Annotated in this window: 16 protein-coding genes and 1 tRNA gene; 6 read left to right on the top strand and 11 right to left on the bottom strand. The window is 27.5% G+C overall.

The genetic code is table 11. The annotated features are described in order from the left end of the window. The first annotated feature begins 1 nt into the window (after position 1). Together D6200_RS01155 and D6200_RS01150 are read left to right on the top strand one after the other, a co-directional pair. A complete protein-coding gene (locus D6200_RS01155) occupies positions 2–751 on the top strand; it encodes a LytR/AlgR family response regulator transcription factor (RefSeq protein ID WP_047789230.1) in 750 nt (249 codons plus the stop codon). 85 nt (positions 752–836) lie between these two features. Further along, a complete protein-coding gene (locus D6200_RS01150; RefSeq protein ID WP_073181203.1) occupies positions 837–1,394 on the top strand; it encodes a YqgE/AlgH family protein in 558 nt (185 codons plus the stop codon). A 2-nt stretch (positions 1,395–1,396) separates the two neighbouring features. Here the strand turns inward: D6200_RS01150 and D6200_RS01145 are convergent, their stop codons facing one another. Together D6200_RS01145 and D6200_RS01140 are read right to left on the bottom strand one after the other, a co-directional pair. Then, entirely contained in the window at positions 1,397–2,227 is an 831-nt protein-coding gene (locus D6200_RS01145) for an aminotransferase class IV (RefSeq protein ID WP_073181205.1), read from the bottom strand. A 103-nt stretch (positions 2,228–2,330) separates the two neighbouring features. After that, positions 2,331–2,714, bottom strand: a complete 384-nt coding sequence (locus tag D6200_RS01140; RefSeq protein ID WP_047789233.1) for an START-like domain-containing protein — start codon at positions 2,712–2,714, stop codon at positions 2,331–2,333. Positions 2,715–2,818: 104 nt separating this feature from the next. Between D6200_RS01140 and D6200_RS01135 the strand changes: the two genes are divergently transcribed. Then, a tRNA-Met gene (locus D6200_RS01135) sits at positions 2,819–2,892 on the top strand. Between the two features lie 36 nt (positions 2,893–2,928). Here the strand turns inward: D6200_RS01135 and D6200_RS01130 are convergent. Beyond that, a complete protein-coding gene (locus D6200_RS01130; protein ID WP_047789234.1) occupies positions 2,929–3,360 on the bottom strand; it encodes a GNAT family N-acetyltransferase in 432 nt (143 codons plus the stop codon). A gap of 29 nt (positions 3,361–3,389) precedes the next feature. On the opposite strand from D6200_RS01130, the gene D6200_RS01125 reads away from it, so the two are divergent. Further along, complete coding sequence (locus D6200_RS01125) at positions 3,390–3,836, top strand: GNAT family N-acetyltransferase (protein ID WP_047789235.1); 447 nt, start codon at positions 3,390–3,392, stop codon at positions 3,834–3,836. Positions 3,837–4,435: 599 nt separating this feature from the next. Here D6200_RS01125 and D6200_RS01120 read toward each other — a convergent pair. From D6200_RS01120 to D6200_RS01100, 6 genes are all read right to left on the bottom strand, one after another. Beyond that, the gene (locus D6200_RS01120; RefSeq protein WP_073181208.1) at positions 4,436–5,452 is read right to left on the bottom strand and encodes a helix-turn-helix domain-containing protein; all 1,017 of its coding nucleotides are present in this window, start codon (positions 5,450–5,452) and stop codon (positions 4,436–4,438) included. A gap of 40 nt (positions 5,453–5,492) precedes the next feature. Then, entirely contained in the window at positions 5,493–5,615 is a 123-nt protein-coding gene (locus D6200_RS15480) for a hypothetical protein (RefSeq protein WP_255724871.1), read from the bottom strand. 189 nt (positions 5,616–5,804) lie between these two features. Beyond that, positions 5,805–6,176, bottom strand: a complete 372-nt coding sequence (locus D6200_RS01115; protein WP_073181210.1) for a hypothetical protein — start codon at positions 6,174–6,176, stop codon at positions 5,805–5,807. A 111-nt stretch (positions 6,177–6,287) separates the two neighbouring features. Further along, a complete protein-coding gene (locus D6200_RS01110; RefSeq protein WP_073181212.1) occupies positions 6,288–8,438 on the bottom strand; it encodes a sensor histidine kinase in 2,151 nt (716 codons plus the stop codon). Between the two features lie 2 nt (positions 8,439–8,440). After that, a complete protein-coding gene (locus D6200_RS01105; protein WP_047789238.1) occupies positions 8,441–8,887 on the bottom strand; it encodes a response regulator in 447 nt (148 codons plus the stop codon). Between the two features lie 17 nt (positions 8,888–8,904). Beyond that, complete coding sequence (locus D6200_RS01100) at positions 8,905–9,447, bottom strand: helix-turn-helix domain-containing protein (RefSeq protein WP_047789239.1); 543 nt, start codon at positions 9,445–9,447, stop codon at positions 8,905–8,907. Between the two features lie 270 nt (positions 9,448–9,717). Here D6200_RS01100 and D6200_RS01095 point away from each other — a divergent pair, with 270 nt between their 5' ends. Continuing rightward, positions 9,718–10,140, top strand: a complete 423-nt coding sequence (locus D6200_RS01095) for a pyridoxamine 5'-phosphate oxidase family protein (protein ID WP_073181214.1) — start codon at positions 9,718–9,720, stop codon at positions 10,138–10,140. Between the two features lie 82 nt (positions 10,141–10,222). Here the strand turns inward: D6200_RS01095 and D6200_RS01090 are convergent, their stop codons facing one another. Beyond that, positions 10,223–10,702, bottom strand: a complete 480-nt coding sequence (locus D6200_RS01090) for a sll1863 family stress response protein (protein ID WP_073181217.1) — start codon at positions 10,700–10,702, stop codon at positions 10,223–10,225. Positions 10,703–10,733: 31 nt separating this feature from the next. After that, entirely contained in the window at positions 10,734–11,072 is a 339-nt protein-coding gene (locus D6200_RS01085; protein ID WP_125064358.1) for an arsenate reductase family protein, read from the bottom strand. Positions 11,073–11,287: 215 nt separating this feature from the next. On the opposite strand from D6200_RS01085, the gene D6200_RS01080 reads away from it, so the two are divergent. After that, positions 11,288–11,599 (top strand): hypothetical protein, encoded by a 312-nt coding sequence (locus tag D6200_RS01080; protein ID WP_047789242.1) that lies wholly within the window; start codon positions 11,288–11,290, stop codon positions 11,597–11,599. The last annotated feature ends 89 nt before the right edge of the window (positions 11,600–11,688 follow it).

The raw sequence follows: 11,688 nt of genomic DNA, 5'->3' as shown, positions 1-11,688 counted from the left end.
CATGAAAAAACTTTCTGCAATTTTAGTAGACGATATGTCAACAGCTTTAGAAATGTTACAAAACGATCTCATTAAATTTCATCCAGAAATTGAAATTATTGGTACTGCTAAAAGTGTGGTTGAAGCTTCAAAAGTTTTACGAAAGCAACAACCAGATATTTTATTTTTAGATATTATGCTGGGAGACGGTACTGGTTTTGATGTTTTAGAAATTCATCCAAACCTATCCTCAAAAATTATTTTTGTTACTGCAAGCGACGAGTATGCCATTAAAGCTTTTAAATTTGCTGCTATTGATTATGTATTAAAACCATATTCAAACGAAGATTTAGCAAGCGCAATTAATAAAGCAAAAAATCAAATTAAACCCGATAAAGAACAGCTAACAGTACTACAGCAATCCATTTCAAAACCAAATCAACGTCCTAAAAAGATCTCATTAAACACTTCTGACAAAATTATGGTGGTAAATTTAGACGATATTGTTCGTTGTCAGTCCGATAATAATTACACAGAGTTTTTTATGAATGATGGACAAAAAATATTAGTTGGAAAAACCTTAAAGCACTTTGCTGACATGTTGAAGGAATACGATTTTTTACGAGTTCACCAAAGTCATCTAATTAATATTCAATTCATTAAGGAATTCATAAAATCTGATGGAGGATATTTAGTTTTAAAAAACAAAACAACTGTTCCTGTTTCAGTTCGTAAAAAAAATGAAGTCATTAATGTTTTAGAAAGAATGTAGCCCTTATTTTTTTATGGTTTTTTAACACTTTTGTTAAAGTTTTATTAAAATTTTATTTACCTTAGTGTTTATAAACTATAAAAATATGGTTGCATTTAAGCCGAAAAAAGGTAGGTTATTAATTGCTGAACCAGCAATTTTAAATGATAGCTCTTTTAAAAGAACTATTGTATTACTTACTGAACATAATGAAAAAAGCTCTGTGGGTTTTATTTTAAACAGACCTTTAGACTATGTACTTAGCGATTTAGTTTCTGAAATAGACTGTGACTTTACAGTGTACCAAGGTGGACCTGTAGAACAGGATAATTTATATTTTATCCACAAAGCTCCACATTTACTACCTAACAGTATTGAGGTCGCAAACGGTATTTATTGGGGAGGAAATTTTGACCTGTTAAAAGAGTTATTAAATAATAAACAATTAAAATCTACTGATATTCGTTTCTTTTTAGGTTATTCTGGTTGGGGAGCAAACCAATTGGAAGAGGAACTATTAATGAACTCTTGGTTTATAGCAGAGAATGACTATGAAAATATTTTAACTGCGAACGATAGAGACTTTTGGAAAAACAAGTTACTACAAAGAGGAGGCAAATATAAAATTTGGGCTAACGCTCCTAGCGACATTCAAATGAACTAACCTTAGCTAGTTACTATGGCTAGTTTTAAGCTACTTTTAATTTTATTAGTTATCACTGTTGAAAACTCTTTTTTACGATAATTGGTAACTGGCTGAATTCCTACAATAGCATTGGTTATAAAAACCTCGTCTGCTTTTTGAATCTCAAAAGGAGAAATAGTTGTTTCATCTATTGTGTATTCTCCGTGTTTCTCAATAATTTCAATTACTTTTTTTCTAATAATTCCTTTGATACAGCCTTCAGTTAAGGCAGGAGTTTTTATTGTGTTTCCTTTTACTACAAAGATGTTTCCATTAATAGTTTCAACGACTCCCTTACGCTCATTTAGTAAAATACAGTTATCTAAATCGTTTTCTTCTGCAAAAACGGCTGCTAATGTATTTAACATTCTATTTGTTGTTTTTATTGTTGAAAGCAATCCTGAATAGTTATAAAAATCTTTAAAAACATCCATTCTATAAGTCTCTTTCTCTACATTTTCTATTGGAGCTCCTTCAATAATATAATCTATTTCATTTGTAACGGGTGCATATAAGCCACCATCTTTTCTAAAAACAGTTAATCGTACCCTATAAGTAGAAAATTCAGGTAATTGTTTTGTTACTTTAAGGATTTCTTCTTGTAAAAACTCAAGGGTAAACCTCATAGGTATCTTCATACGAAGCATTCTCATTGATGCCATTAATCTAAAGTAGTGATCTTCTACAAAAACAACTTTACCATTTAATACTTTAATTGTTTCAAAAATAGCATCGCCATACTTAAAAGCCCTATTCTTTGTTGAAATTTGCACTTCGTTATCAGAAACCAAAGTTCCACTAAAGTTTACCATTTCCTAAAATTTTAATTGCAAACTTACAATTTAGGTAAATATTAGCCATAAAAAACTCGACAAAATTGCCGAGTTTTTTTAAATACTTATTAATTATAATATGCTAAGCTCCTATTGTATGTTTTAACTCTTCTATTTGGTTTTGCCAAAGCATTTTTGCTTCCTCTACATCATCTTCATCATCTGCAAAATCTGTAACAATTACAGCAACATCTTTTGTTAATGGGTCTACTTGAATTCTGAATTCAAAATAACTATCATCACCCTCACTTTCAGTCCATTTAAACTTAATACGTTCATCTGCTTTTTTTGTTATTATTTTTGCTTCTTCTTCAGAATCATCCCAAATAAAGGTAATCAGTTTTCCTCGTGAATTAACTCTATCTGCAAACCACTCTTCTAATCCTGCTGGTGTTGCGAAGTATTGATATAACATACTTGGAGATGCATGAATAGGAAACTCTAATTCAAATTTAACTTTGCTCATTTATTTTTTTGTTTGAGTGCCAATATAGATAATTATTTTTTAAAAAAAAATTTAAATGTTTGTTGCTTAAAACCAAAAAGTAATTATATTTGCACCCGCAATCAGGCGAGGTAGCTCAGTTGGTTAGAGCGCAGGATTCATAACCCTGAGGTCGGCAGTTCAAATCTGCTCCTCGCTACAAAACCCAAATCTTTTGATTTGGGTTTTTTTTTATTTATACTTTACTGTACATTTTAAAATGAACACCTACCTTTTGCACCTTAAACTTCTCACCTATAATTACGAAATCTAAATTTTCATAAAACCCTACTGCTTCTTCTCTTGCATTACACCACAGAACGTCTATGCTTTTAGTCTTTAAAATGCTTTTTGCCTCTTCTAGTAGCAACTTTCCCGCCCCCATACCTCTAACTTCTGGCAAAGTAGCCATTCCTCTTAATTGATATTGCAATCCTTTAATAGCTTCTGTTTTATTTTGAATAAAAGAAGCTACACCTACCAACTTAGTTTTGTAAAAAGCTCCTAAATGAAATGTACTTCCATACTCATCTTCTTTAAACTTATAAGGTAAATCTATATTATTACGCAAAACCGTTAATCTAATATTATAAGTTTCTTGAGCTGATATATTTTTTATTTTTATCATCTAAAATTTCTTTAATCCAAAAATACAGAATGAATATAAAATTTAACCTCATTAGTAAAGAAGATATTCTTATTATCCTTCCTCTTTTACATAAAGTTAACACCACAACACCACATGATATTTTAAAAAACAGAGTGATAGAAATGGTAGCATACCCTAACTACGAATGTATAGGTGTTTATGACAACAACAAGCTTATAGGTATTTGCGGGCTTTGGTATAGTACTAGGCACTATATTGGTAAAAGTGTAGAGCCAGATCATGTAGTTATACATGAAACTTATAGAGGTAAAAGTGTTGGAAAACAGCTTTTCAAGTGGATATACAATTACACTAAATCTAAAGGGTGCGAGGCAGTTGAATTAAACACGTACACTGCTAATAGGAAGTCTCATAAATTTTATTACAACGAAGGTTTTGAAATTTATGGTTTCCATTTTTTAAAAGTTTTACGAGATGATAAAAACTTTTATTAAAGCCACAAAAATTACAATTTCTTATTTTTTAAAAGTATTATTCTTTTTATTCTATTATTCATTAAATTCTAAATATCTTTGTAATACTTAAGAGACGTCTTAAGTTCTTTTTCATAGCAATTTTCCCACTCAATATTTTGAGTGGGTTCTTTTTTATAATTTATACTACAATTTTATTTTTCTCTATTTTTAATAATTTTGCTCACATGTATAAAGTTTTAATAGATACATTATTCTTAATATTCTCTTTCTTTTTTATCAGAAAAGGTTCAAGTTTTCTTATAAATAGATCAAGAAACTTCCATAAAAAACATAAAACAACTCTAGCTGATAAAGACAAATTATTTAATTTTTTCCAATTCTTTTTCTATATCCTTTCATGGGGTACTATTATTTTAATCTTTATTATTTGGGTCAAGTTTCTTTATTCTTAATAATCTATAAATTTTAAACACAGTATAATCGATATTCTATTTATTATTTATTAACCCCCAACATGAACTATCTTTTAAAATAAAAGATAGTTCACTTAAAAGTTTGAGTATAAAAACAAAAAGAGGCTACATGTAGCCTCTTTTTGTCAAAAAAAATGAAATATATTATGCTGTTGCAGCTAACTTAATTCTAGATTTGTATTCTGTAGGAGTGCAATTGTATTTTTGTTTAAATATCTTACAAAAGTAACTTCTACTAGAAAATCCTACAGAATAAACTATTTGTGATATGTTTAAATCACTATTTTTTATTAATTCTTCTGATTTTTTTACTCTTTCTGTCCTTATAAAATCATTCACAGTTGTATTATGCATTAATTTAAATCCTTCTTGAAGCTTTGAGGAAGTTACTCCTGTTTTTTTACATAAATCTTCTATAGTAGTTGCTCTTTCTGGATAATTTTTTATGTACGTAGAAATTTCTTTTATCTCTTGCATTTCTCTTAACGTTAAACTCCCTGTAGGTTGTTTAGAATTCTTCAAATCCCTTTTGTACTGTTGTATTTCTAGAGCTAAAACCATATGTACTATACCTTCAATTAGTAAACTACGCATTACCCCATCTTCTTTTATCTTCGTTACTTGCTCTATTTTTTCTGCTATTTTTAAATTATGAGAACTAATAAAAACATTATTTTCTTTTTTATTTTTTACAAAAGTTTCAAACAACTCTTGATGAACTGTATTTTTTTTAACTGAAGCTGTTAATTCGTAAGCTGTTATAAGAGTAACAATTACATTTGTTTCTTTTTTAAAGTAAATGGTATTCTTAGACGATGTTATGTTTGACATAAAACCTATCTGAAACGGCTCTAATGTTGTTTTTTTGTTTTTCTTAGTAAACTGATGCGCTATTTTACCTTTACTACAATAAGCTATATTTACTGCTTTACTAATATTTGTATTTATATTTAGGTCTATATCTTCATTAAAAGTAACATTAAACTCTAAATATGAAATGTTATTTTTTAGTAAAACACCTCTCACTTCACCATAACCAATTTCATTATCAAAGGTTAAGCAATGCTCTTTGAAACATTTTTTATATGAAGCTGATAATTGCTCTTTCAATTGACCAAACGTTTTTACTATTGAACTGCTATTTATGTGAAGTGTTTTCATGTCTACTCTTTTTAGGTTAATAAATTAGTTTTTCTTTATTCTAACATTTTTTCTTTTTTGGTGTTTTTGCTTGTGAAGCTAAGTTTTGTAAATATTCTGTTTTAGCTACTATCTTACCTACTTTAGCATTTAACCCTTGCTTATCATATACTCTAGTCTTCATTATATTTCGTTATTAATTACATTACAAAAATGCAACCAATACACGCATTCTTCGTTACATAATTTTTGCTTTGTTTTATATAATTTTTAGAAACAATTAAAACACGTGTAATCATTGATGTTAAGATTGTTTTTAACAAAAAAAAAGATCTCTATGTAGAGATCTTTTTTTATCATTATTTATAATTTATTATCGTTTACAGTTTGCACTCCACGACTTCCCATCTTTGGCCATCTTTATATTTAAAGAACTTTCATCTATTACAATAAGACTAGCCTCATCCCAATCTAACTCAAACTTATTTTCACCTTTTTCTATTTCTAAACCACTAATTGATGGTATGTCGTCAGAAAAAATAAAATTGTATGTATCTCCTGTTTTAGCTACTGTAACACTTCCATTTTCTGCCGAAATTGAGTTTTCTCCATTATCATAAGAAACACTTCCTTCATATGTACCTACAAATAAATCATTATCTTTTGGATCATCACTTTCACTACATGCTATAACTGTTAATAAAACTACTCCTAAAATGCTTAATAATTTGATTAAATTCTTCATGTTTTTCTTGTTTTTAAATTATACTACAAAGATGCAGTGTATCTAAGAACCGTGTGTTATATAATTTTTACTTTGTGTTATATAATCTTTAGAATTCATTAAAAACTTAAACTATGCTGGTAAATATATTGTAAACACAGCACCACTACCCTTTATTCCTGTAGCTTGAATGTATCCTTGATGTTTTAATACAATTTTTTTACAAATAGCTAATCCTATACCTGTTCCAGAATATTCATGCTTTAGATGTAAACGTTGGAACATTTCAAAGATTTTATCTCTCATATTATTGTCAAAACCTATACCATTATCTATTACTTTAATTAAATAATATGTTTGATGATTTTTCACGAAAGGCTCATCAATATCAATAGCTTCAATTTTTTTAGAAGTTATGGTTACTTTTAGATCCTTTTCTTTATTACGATACTTAATTGCATTAGATATTAAATTGTTAAATAACTGATTTAACTGAAATTCTATCCCTTTTACAGCAGGCAATTCTGTATACTCTAAAACAGCATTAGCTTCTTCTATAGTTAATGACAAGTCATCTATTACATCTTGTAGTACATTATTTAAATTTACTAATGACAAATCGTCTTCTTTTCTATTTATTCTAGAAAAAGACAATAAATTATTTATTAATGTACGCATTCTTAAACTAGCGCTATTAGCCCTTTCAATATACTGTTTGTTTTTTTCTGATAACTCATCATCATTTGTGAGCCTTGACAGGTACATTTGTACTTTTCTTAATGGTTCTTGTAAATCATGACTTGCAATACGATTAAAAGATTCTAACTCTACGTTTTGATGTACTAATTCAGCATTTTTTTGTTGCAACTGCAATTCTGTTTCTACCTGTTTAGTTACATCTTGAATTATCCCAATCATCGTTATTTTGTTGTCATGTTCATTAAATGCTCCGTTTGTATACAAATGTTTTATTACATTTTCTTTCGTTATTACTCTAAAAATAAATTCAACCGCCTGCTCTTTTTGATAAGCTTCGTTTATATTCTTATCATAAAGCTCTAAATCATCTGGATGTACAAACTCCCTAAACTTTACAGAAGAAGAAGCGAACTCTTGTGGTTTATATCCTAAAATCCTATAAACATTATCTGACAAAATAGTATGGTCTACTTTCATAAACCATATATAACTCCCCATCTCAGCTATTTTCTCTGCTTCTTTTAATAAATCATTACTTAATTTTAATTCATGATTTAATTTAGATAAGTCTTTCTCATATTTTCTTGATTTTGATATATCTGATATAATCACTTTTATATCATCTTGAGAAGGGAAAAAACGTCTTAAATATGTTGTTTTTTCTTCATCTACATCAATTTCAGAAACTTCTTCTATTGATTTCTGTAAGGAAAAGGAATCTATTAATTTTTGTAATTCTCCTGATACTTTTAACTCAGGATAAACTTCAGTAACCAGCCTACCCAACAGTTCTTTACTATTGTAACCATATATTTCTTTCGCACTACTTGCATATTCAATTTTAAAGTCTATTACCTCTTTATTATTATCATAAACAGGAGTATAAACTCTAACTATATCAGTAGAAGCATTTAAAATACTTTTTAAAAGTGAGTTTGTTTTAAAGTACAACTTACGACTCACAAACAATCTATATAAAGAAAATAATAATAAAAGTAATGCAAAAGCAGACGATATAACCATCATCCTAATAACTGATTCATTCTTCTCTTCACGATAAGTTACTAGTTTAGAAATATCTTCTTTCTGTTGTTCTAAAATATGTTTTTTTATAGAGTCTATTTTATGTAAAGAAGAGTTTATTCCTAAAATTTTCTTCTTTTTTATACTATTTCTTAAAGAACTAAAGGTAGTATCTAACTCTACTAAATTACCAAATAGTTTATTTTGTTCTTCCGCTATTTTATTAATACGCTCTAACTGTTTAGGCTTATTTCTAAAATCAAATAACAAACCTTGAATACTTATATATATATCGTTATTTATAGTATACCATTTATCTGGGTCTAATTTTCTTCTTAAAATAGCCGCTTCTAAATGCTCGGTTTGCATTAATTTATATTTTTTTGAAAGCTCCTCTAGCTTTATATATTCATCATAATTAATTTTTGAAGAGTCTGTAGCATTTTGAAAGTCTTGAAAAAAAACATAAGACACTATAAAGACTACAAGTAACATACCTATAGCTATAGATGAAGTAACAACATAAGCTTTATTTGATTGAGTAAAACTATTTTCAAACATAGCTAAATTCTTAATAAAAAGTTATCTTTATTTAAATTTGAAGTTTGGTACTGCCAATTAATTTGCAGCACTTTTTTTATAACTTTCTTTAATTCTTTAAAAGATGTAGGTTTGTTTATGTATATATTAGCTCCATTAACAAACGCCTCTTCAATATCTTCTTCTGAAGAAGATGTTGAGTATATAGCTACTATTATACTTTGTAATTTTGGAGTTTTACGAATATCTATTAAGCATTCCATACCATTTTTAATAGGCATATTCAAGTCTAAAAAAATTAAATTAGGAAGCTCTTTACAATCATTACACAAATAACTCATTAAATCTTGTCCATGGTTAAATGTTTTTAGCTCTGAGGCAATATTTATCTCCTCAATAGCATCTTCAAAAAACATACGATCATCTATATCATCGTCTGTTAAAATAATTTTTAATTTATCTTTAGCCATAATTAACTAATACCTGATTATTGGTTACGTTTTTCCACTATACGTTTAAAAGTAGAAGTGGTAAGTCCAGTTACTTTTTTAAACTGCCCTGACAAATGAGCGACACTACTATAGTTTAATCTATAGGCTATTTCAGTTAATGTTAAATTACTATTTAACAATAATTCTTTAACTACATCTACTTTTCTTAAAATTATGTAGTTTTCTATTGAGGTGTGGTTTGATTCAGAAAACAAGTTAGATAAATAAGCATACGAATAATTTAACTTATCAGACAAATAATCAGAAGCATTCATCCTTGCTGCTGCTTCATCTTTCAACATCTCATCAATAATTATTTTTATTCGCTGAACAACATCTAACTTTTCATCGTTAGTAATATCTATTTTAAAAGGAGCTAATAATTCTTTTATTTTTTCTTTTTCATTTAAAGAAAGTTCCTTTTCAAAAACTACTTCTTGAGAGCTTGTTACATAAAAGGGCAAGCTTAACTCTTTTAAATGATACGTTAAAAAAGATTTTAAAGCTGTGTTAGCATCAAATTTTAAATAAATTTTCATGTCAATTTACATTATTAAATACTACTCTTCCCTCCAAACAATCAAAAGTAGTTTTTTTTAAACTTTTACAAAGCCTCTTAAATGATTATTTTACTTTTTATTTTTTAATGTAAAGTTAAAATGAACTTAAAAAACAATTTAAATTAATAAAGTATCTACTAAAAAACACTTAACATAATATTATATAAGCTCTTTTTTTTTCTTTTTGAGTTAAAAAAAAACTATACTTTCCTCAACTTTGTACATAATAATTTTATAAAGATTAGACAGATGAAAAAAAATGATTTAGTAGATAAAAATGCTATTGAAAGAATTCAGTCTATCCTAATAAACACCCCAACATGCATGTTAATTAGTTCGTTAAGTAAACCAAACCCTTCGATTTGCCCTATGACTGTTAAAACAATTGACAATGATGGAGCTTTGTGGTTTTTATCAGATAAAGAATCTGAACACTATAAAAACATTGAAAAAGATAATGACTTACTCTTAACTTTTACTAATAACACAGACAAACAATATTTATCAATCAGAGGTAAGGGCATTCATTACGAATCAAAAGGAATTATAGATAAGTTACTCTCACAACAAGACTTAAAAAATAACAACCTTCACACCATTATTATCCTTAAAGTTATTATAAACAGTGCATACTACTGGGATGTAAATTTGAAAAAATCTGTAACCATTTAAAAAGTTTTTATAATTATCACAAATAAAAAAAGCAGTTCGTTGTGAACTGCTTTTTTAGGATGGATCATTTGTAAAATGTATATTAACTATTTAATTCATCAGCTAATTTATCAAAAGCATTCTCTACATCATCATAAGCTTTCTCAAACCCTTTTTTCACATCATCCCAAGTATCTTCAGAACTATTCTTTAATTTTTCCATGCTTGCTTTAAGTTTTGTTCTTTTATTTTTTAAAGAAGCTAACAATTCTTGACGCTCTTTCTTTACACTTTCACTTGCATCATTATAACTATCACTTACATTTTTCTCTAATTTATCAATCTCAGCATCTAATTTATCTATTCCTTTGTTAATTGATTTTGTCACCTCACTTTTCTTTTCAAAAGTATAATCACCTAGGTCAGAAAAACTCTCTTCAATTTCATCCATTCCTTCTTCTACGCTCGCTTCCACTTCATCCATTTTTTCTTTTACCTGTTCTTTTTTTTCTTTTTTGTTTTCACAAGAAATCATTACAACTGCTGTTAATAATGTTGCTAAAATTAATTTTGATATTTTCATAATTATTCAGTTTAAATTTATACCTACTCTCTTAAAGGGTTTTCGGCTTACTCCCTAAAATTATTTTATAATTATCTAACACATTCATCATATCAGTTTTTTCTTTAATTCTCAAAGCTTTATCTGCATTAACAACAATAGGAACCTGTAACAAACTAGGTTTGCTATTTATTAATTTCAACCAGTCTGTCTCATCAAAGCTCGTTACATCTCCTACATTCTCAGCATTTGAGTGCTTAGGTGAAAACAACTCTCCTAATGTTACATTTAACATAGCAGCTATTTCTAACCATATTGTATCTGAAATTTTTTCTTTACAAATATTTATAATCTGTAGCTTTTTATCTACGGCAGAAGCATAAGCTAACATTTCTTTACTAAAACTGGATTCACAGGAGTAAATAAATAATAATTGCCTTTTATGTTTTGCTAACACAGTCATTAATTTAGTTTATTAATTTATTACAAAATTAGTTTCATATGGTTTTATAAATTAACTTAAATAGATTAATATTTAACTCATATAAGTTAATCTTGTTCTTTTTGATTCTATACTTTTGAATGTAACTTTAATACTCATACACTATGAATAACAATTCTAAACATGAAATAAATAAGATTGAATATTATAAAAACAAAGGATACACTGCTAGTTATCATCTTATTAATAATAAATTAATTGACGTAGATACTAAAAAAGAATATACCGTTAAAGACGTTACTATTGATGAAGAGTATAGGTATGAAGGTTATTCTAACCCTGCTGATTTAAGTATTCTTTATATATTAACAATGCACGACGGAACAAAAGGCACTATTTTAGCTGCTTATGGCCCAAGTGCTAATATTGAATTAACTTCTTTTTTAAATAAGTGTTCTTCTAAAAAAAATACTTAACTCATTATCTGATACTTATAAAAAGTGTGCTTTTTTTTTCATTTTTTTTTACAAAAAAGTCTTTGTAAATAACAAAAGCAGTATTATAT

Source organism: Tenacibaculum mesophilum, from assembly GCF_003867075.1.
GTDB classification, from domain to species: Bacteria; Bacteroidota; Bacteroidia; order Flavobacteriales; family Flavobacteriaceae; genus Polaribacter; species Polaribacter mesophilus.
Note: the sequence above shows the minus strand (reverse complement) of the source record. Positions and strands in the feature narration are given on the sequence as shown.

Excerpts from the sequence above, each read along its gene's own strand:
- D6200_RS01155 (WP_047789230.1), top strand. The coding sequence starts at position 2 with ATGAAAAAACTTTCTGCAATTTTAGTAGACGATATGTCAACAGCTTTA.
- D6200_RS01150 (WP_073181203.1), top strand. The coding sequence starts at position 837 with ATGGTTGCATTTAAGCCGAAAAAAGGTAGGTTATTAATTGCTGAACCA.
- D6200_RS01145 (WP_073181205.1), bottom strand. The coding sequence starts at position 2,227 with ATGGTAAACTTTAGTGGAACTTTGGTTTCTGATAACGAAGTGCAAATT.
- D6200_RS01140 (WP_047789233.1), bottom strand. The coding sequence starts at position 2,714 with ATGAGCAAAGTTAAATTTGAATTAGAGTTTCCTATTCATGCATCTCCA.
- D6200_RS01130 (WP_047789234.1), bottom strand. The coding sequence starts at position 3,360 with ATGATAAAAATAAAAAATATATCAGCTCAAGAAACTTATAATATTAGA.
- D6200_RS01125 (WP_047789235.1), top strand. The coding sequence starts at position 3,390 with ATGAATATAAAATTTAACCTCATTAGTAAAGAAGATATTCTTATTATC.
- D6200_RS01120 (WP_073181208.1), bottom strand. The coding sequence starts at position 5,452 with ATGAAAACACTTCACATAAATAGCAGTTCAATAGTAAAAACGTTTGGT.
- D6200_RS15480 (WP_255724871.1), bottom strand. The coding sequence starts at position 5,615 with ATGAAGACTAGAGTATATGATAAGCAAGGGTTAAATGCTAAAGTAGGT.
- D6200_RS01115 (WP_073181210.1), bottom strand. The coding sequence starts at position 6,176 with ATGAAGAATTTAATCAAATTATTAAGCATTTTAGGAGTAGTTTTATTA.
- D6200_RS01110 (WP_073181212.1), bottom strand. The coding sequence starts at position 8,438 with ATGTTTGAAAATAGTTTTACTCAATCAAATAAAGCTTATGTTGTTACT.
- D6200_RS01105 (WP_047789238.1), bottom strand. The coding sequence starts at position 8,887 with ATGGCTAAAGATAAATTAAAAATTATTTTAACAGACGATGATATAGAT.
- D6200_RS01100 (WP_047789239.1), bottom strand. The coding sequence starts at position 9,447 with ATGAAAATTTATTTAAAATTTGATGCTAACACAGCTTTAAAATCTTTT.
- D6200_RS01095 (WP_073181214.1), top strand. The coding sequence starts at position 9,718 with ATGAAAAAAAATGATTTAGTAGATAAAAATGCTATTGAAAGAATTCAG.
- D6200_RS01090 (WP_073181217.1), bottom strand. The coding sequence starts at position 10,702 with ATGAAAATATCAAAATTAATTTTAGCAACATTATTAACAGCAGTTGTA.
- D6200_RS01085 (WP_125064358.1), bottom strand. The coding sequence starts at position 11,072 with ATGTTAGCTTATGCTTCTGCCGTAGATAAAAAGCTACAGATTATAAAT.
- D6200_RS01080 (WP_047789242.1), top strand. The coding sequence starts at position 11,288 with ATGAATAACAATTCTAAACATGAAATAAATAAGATTGAATATTATAAA.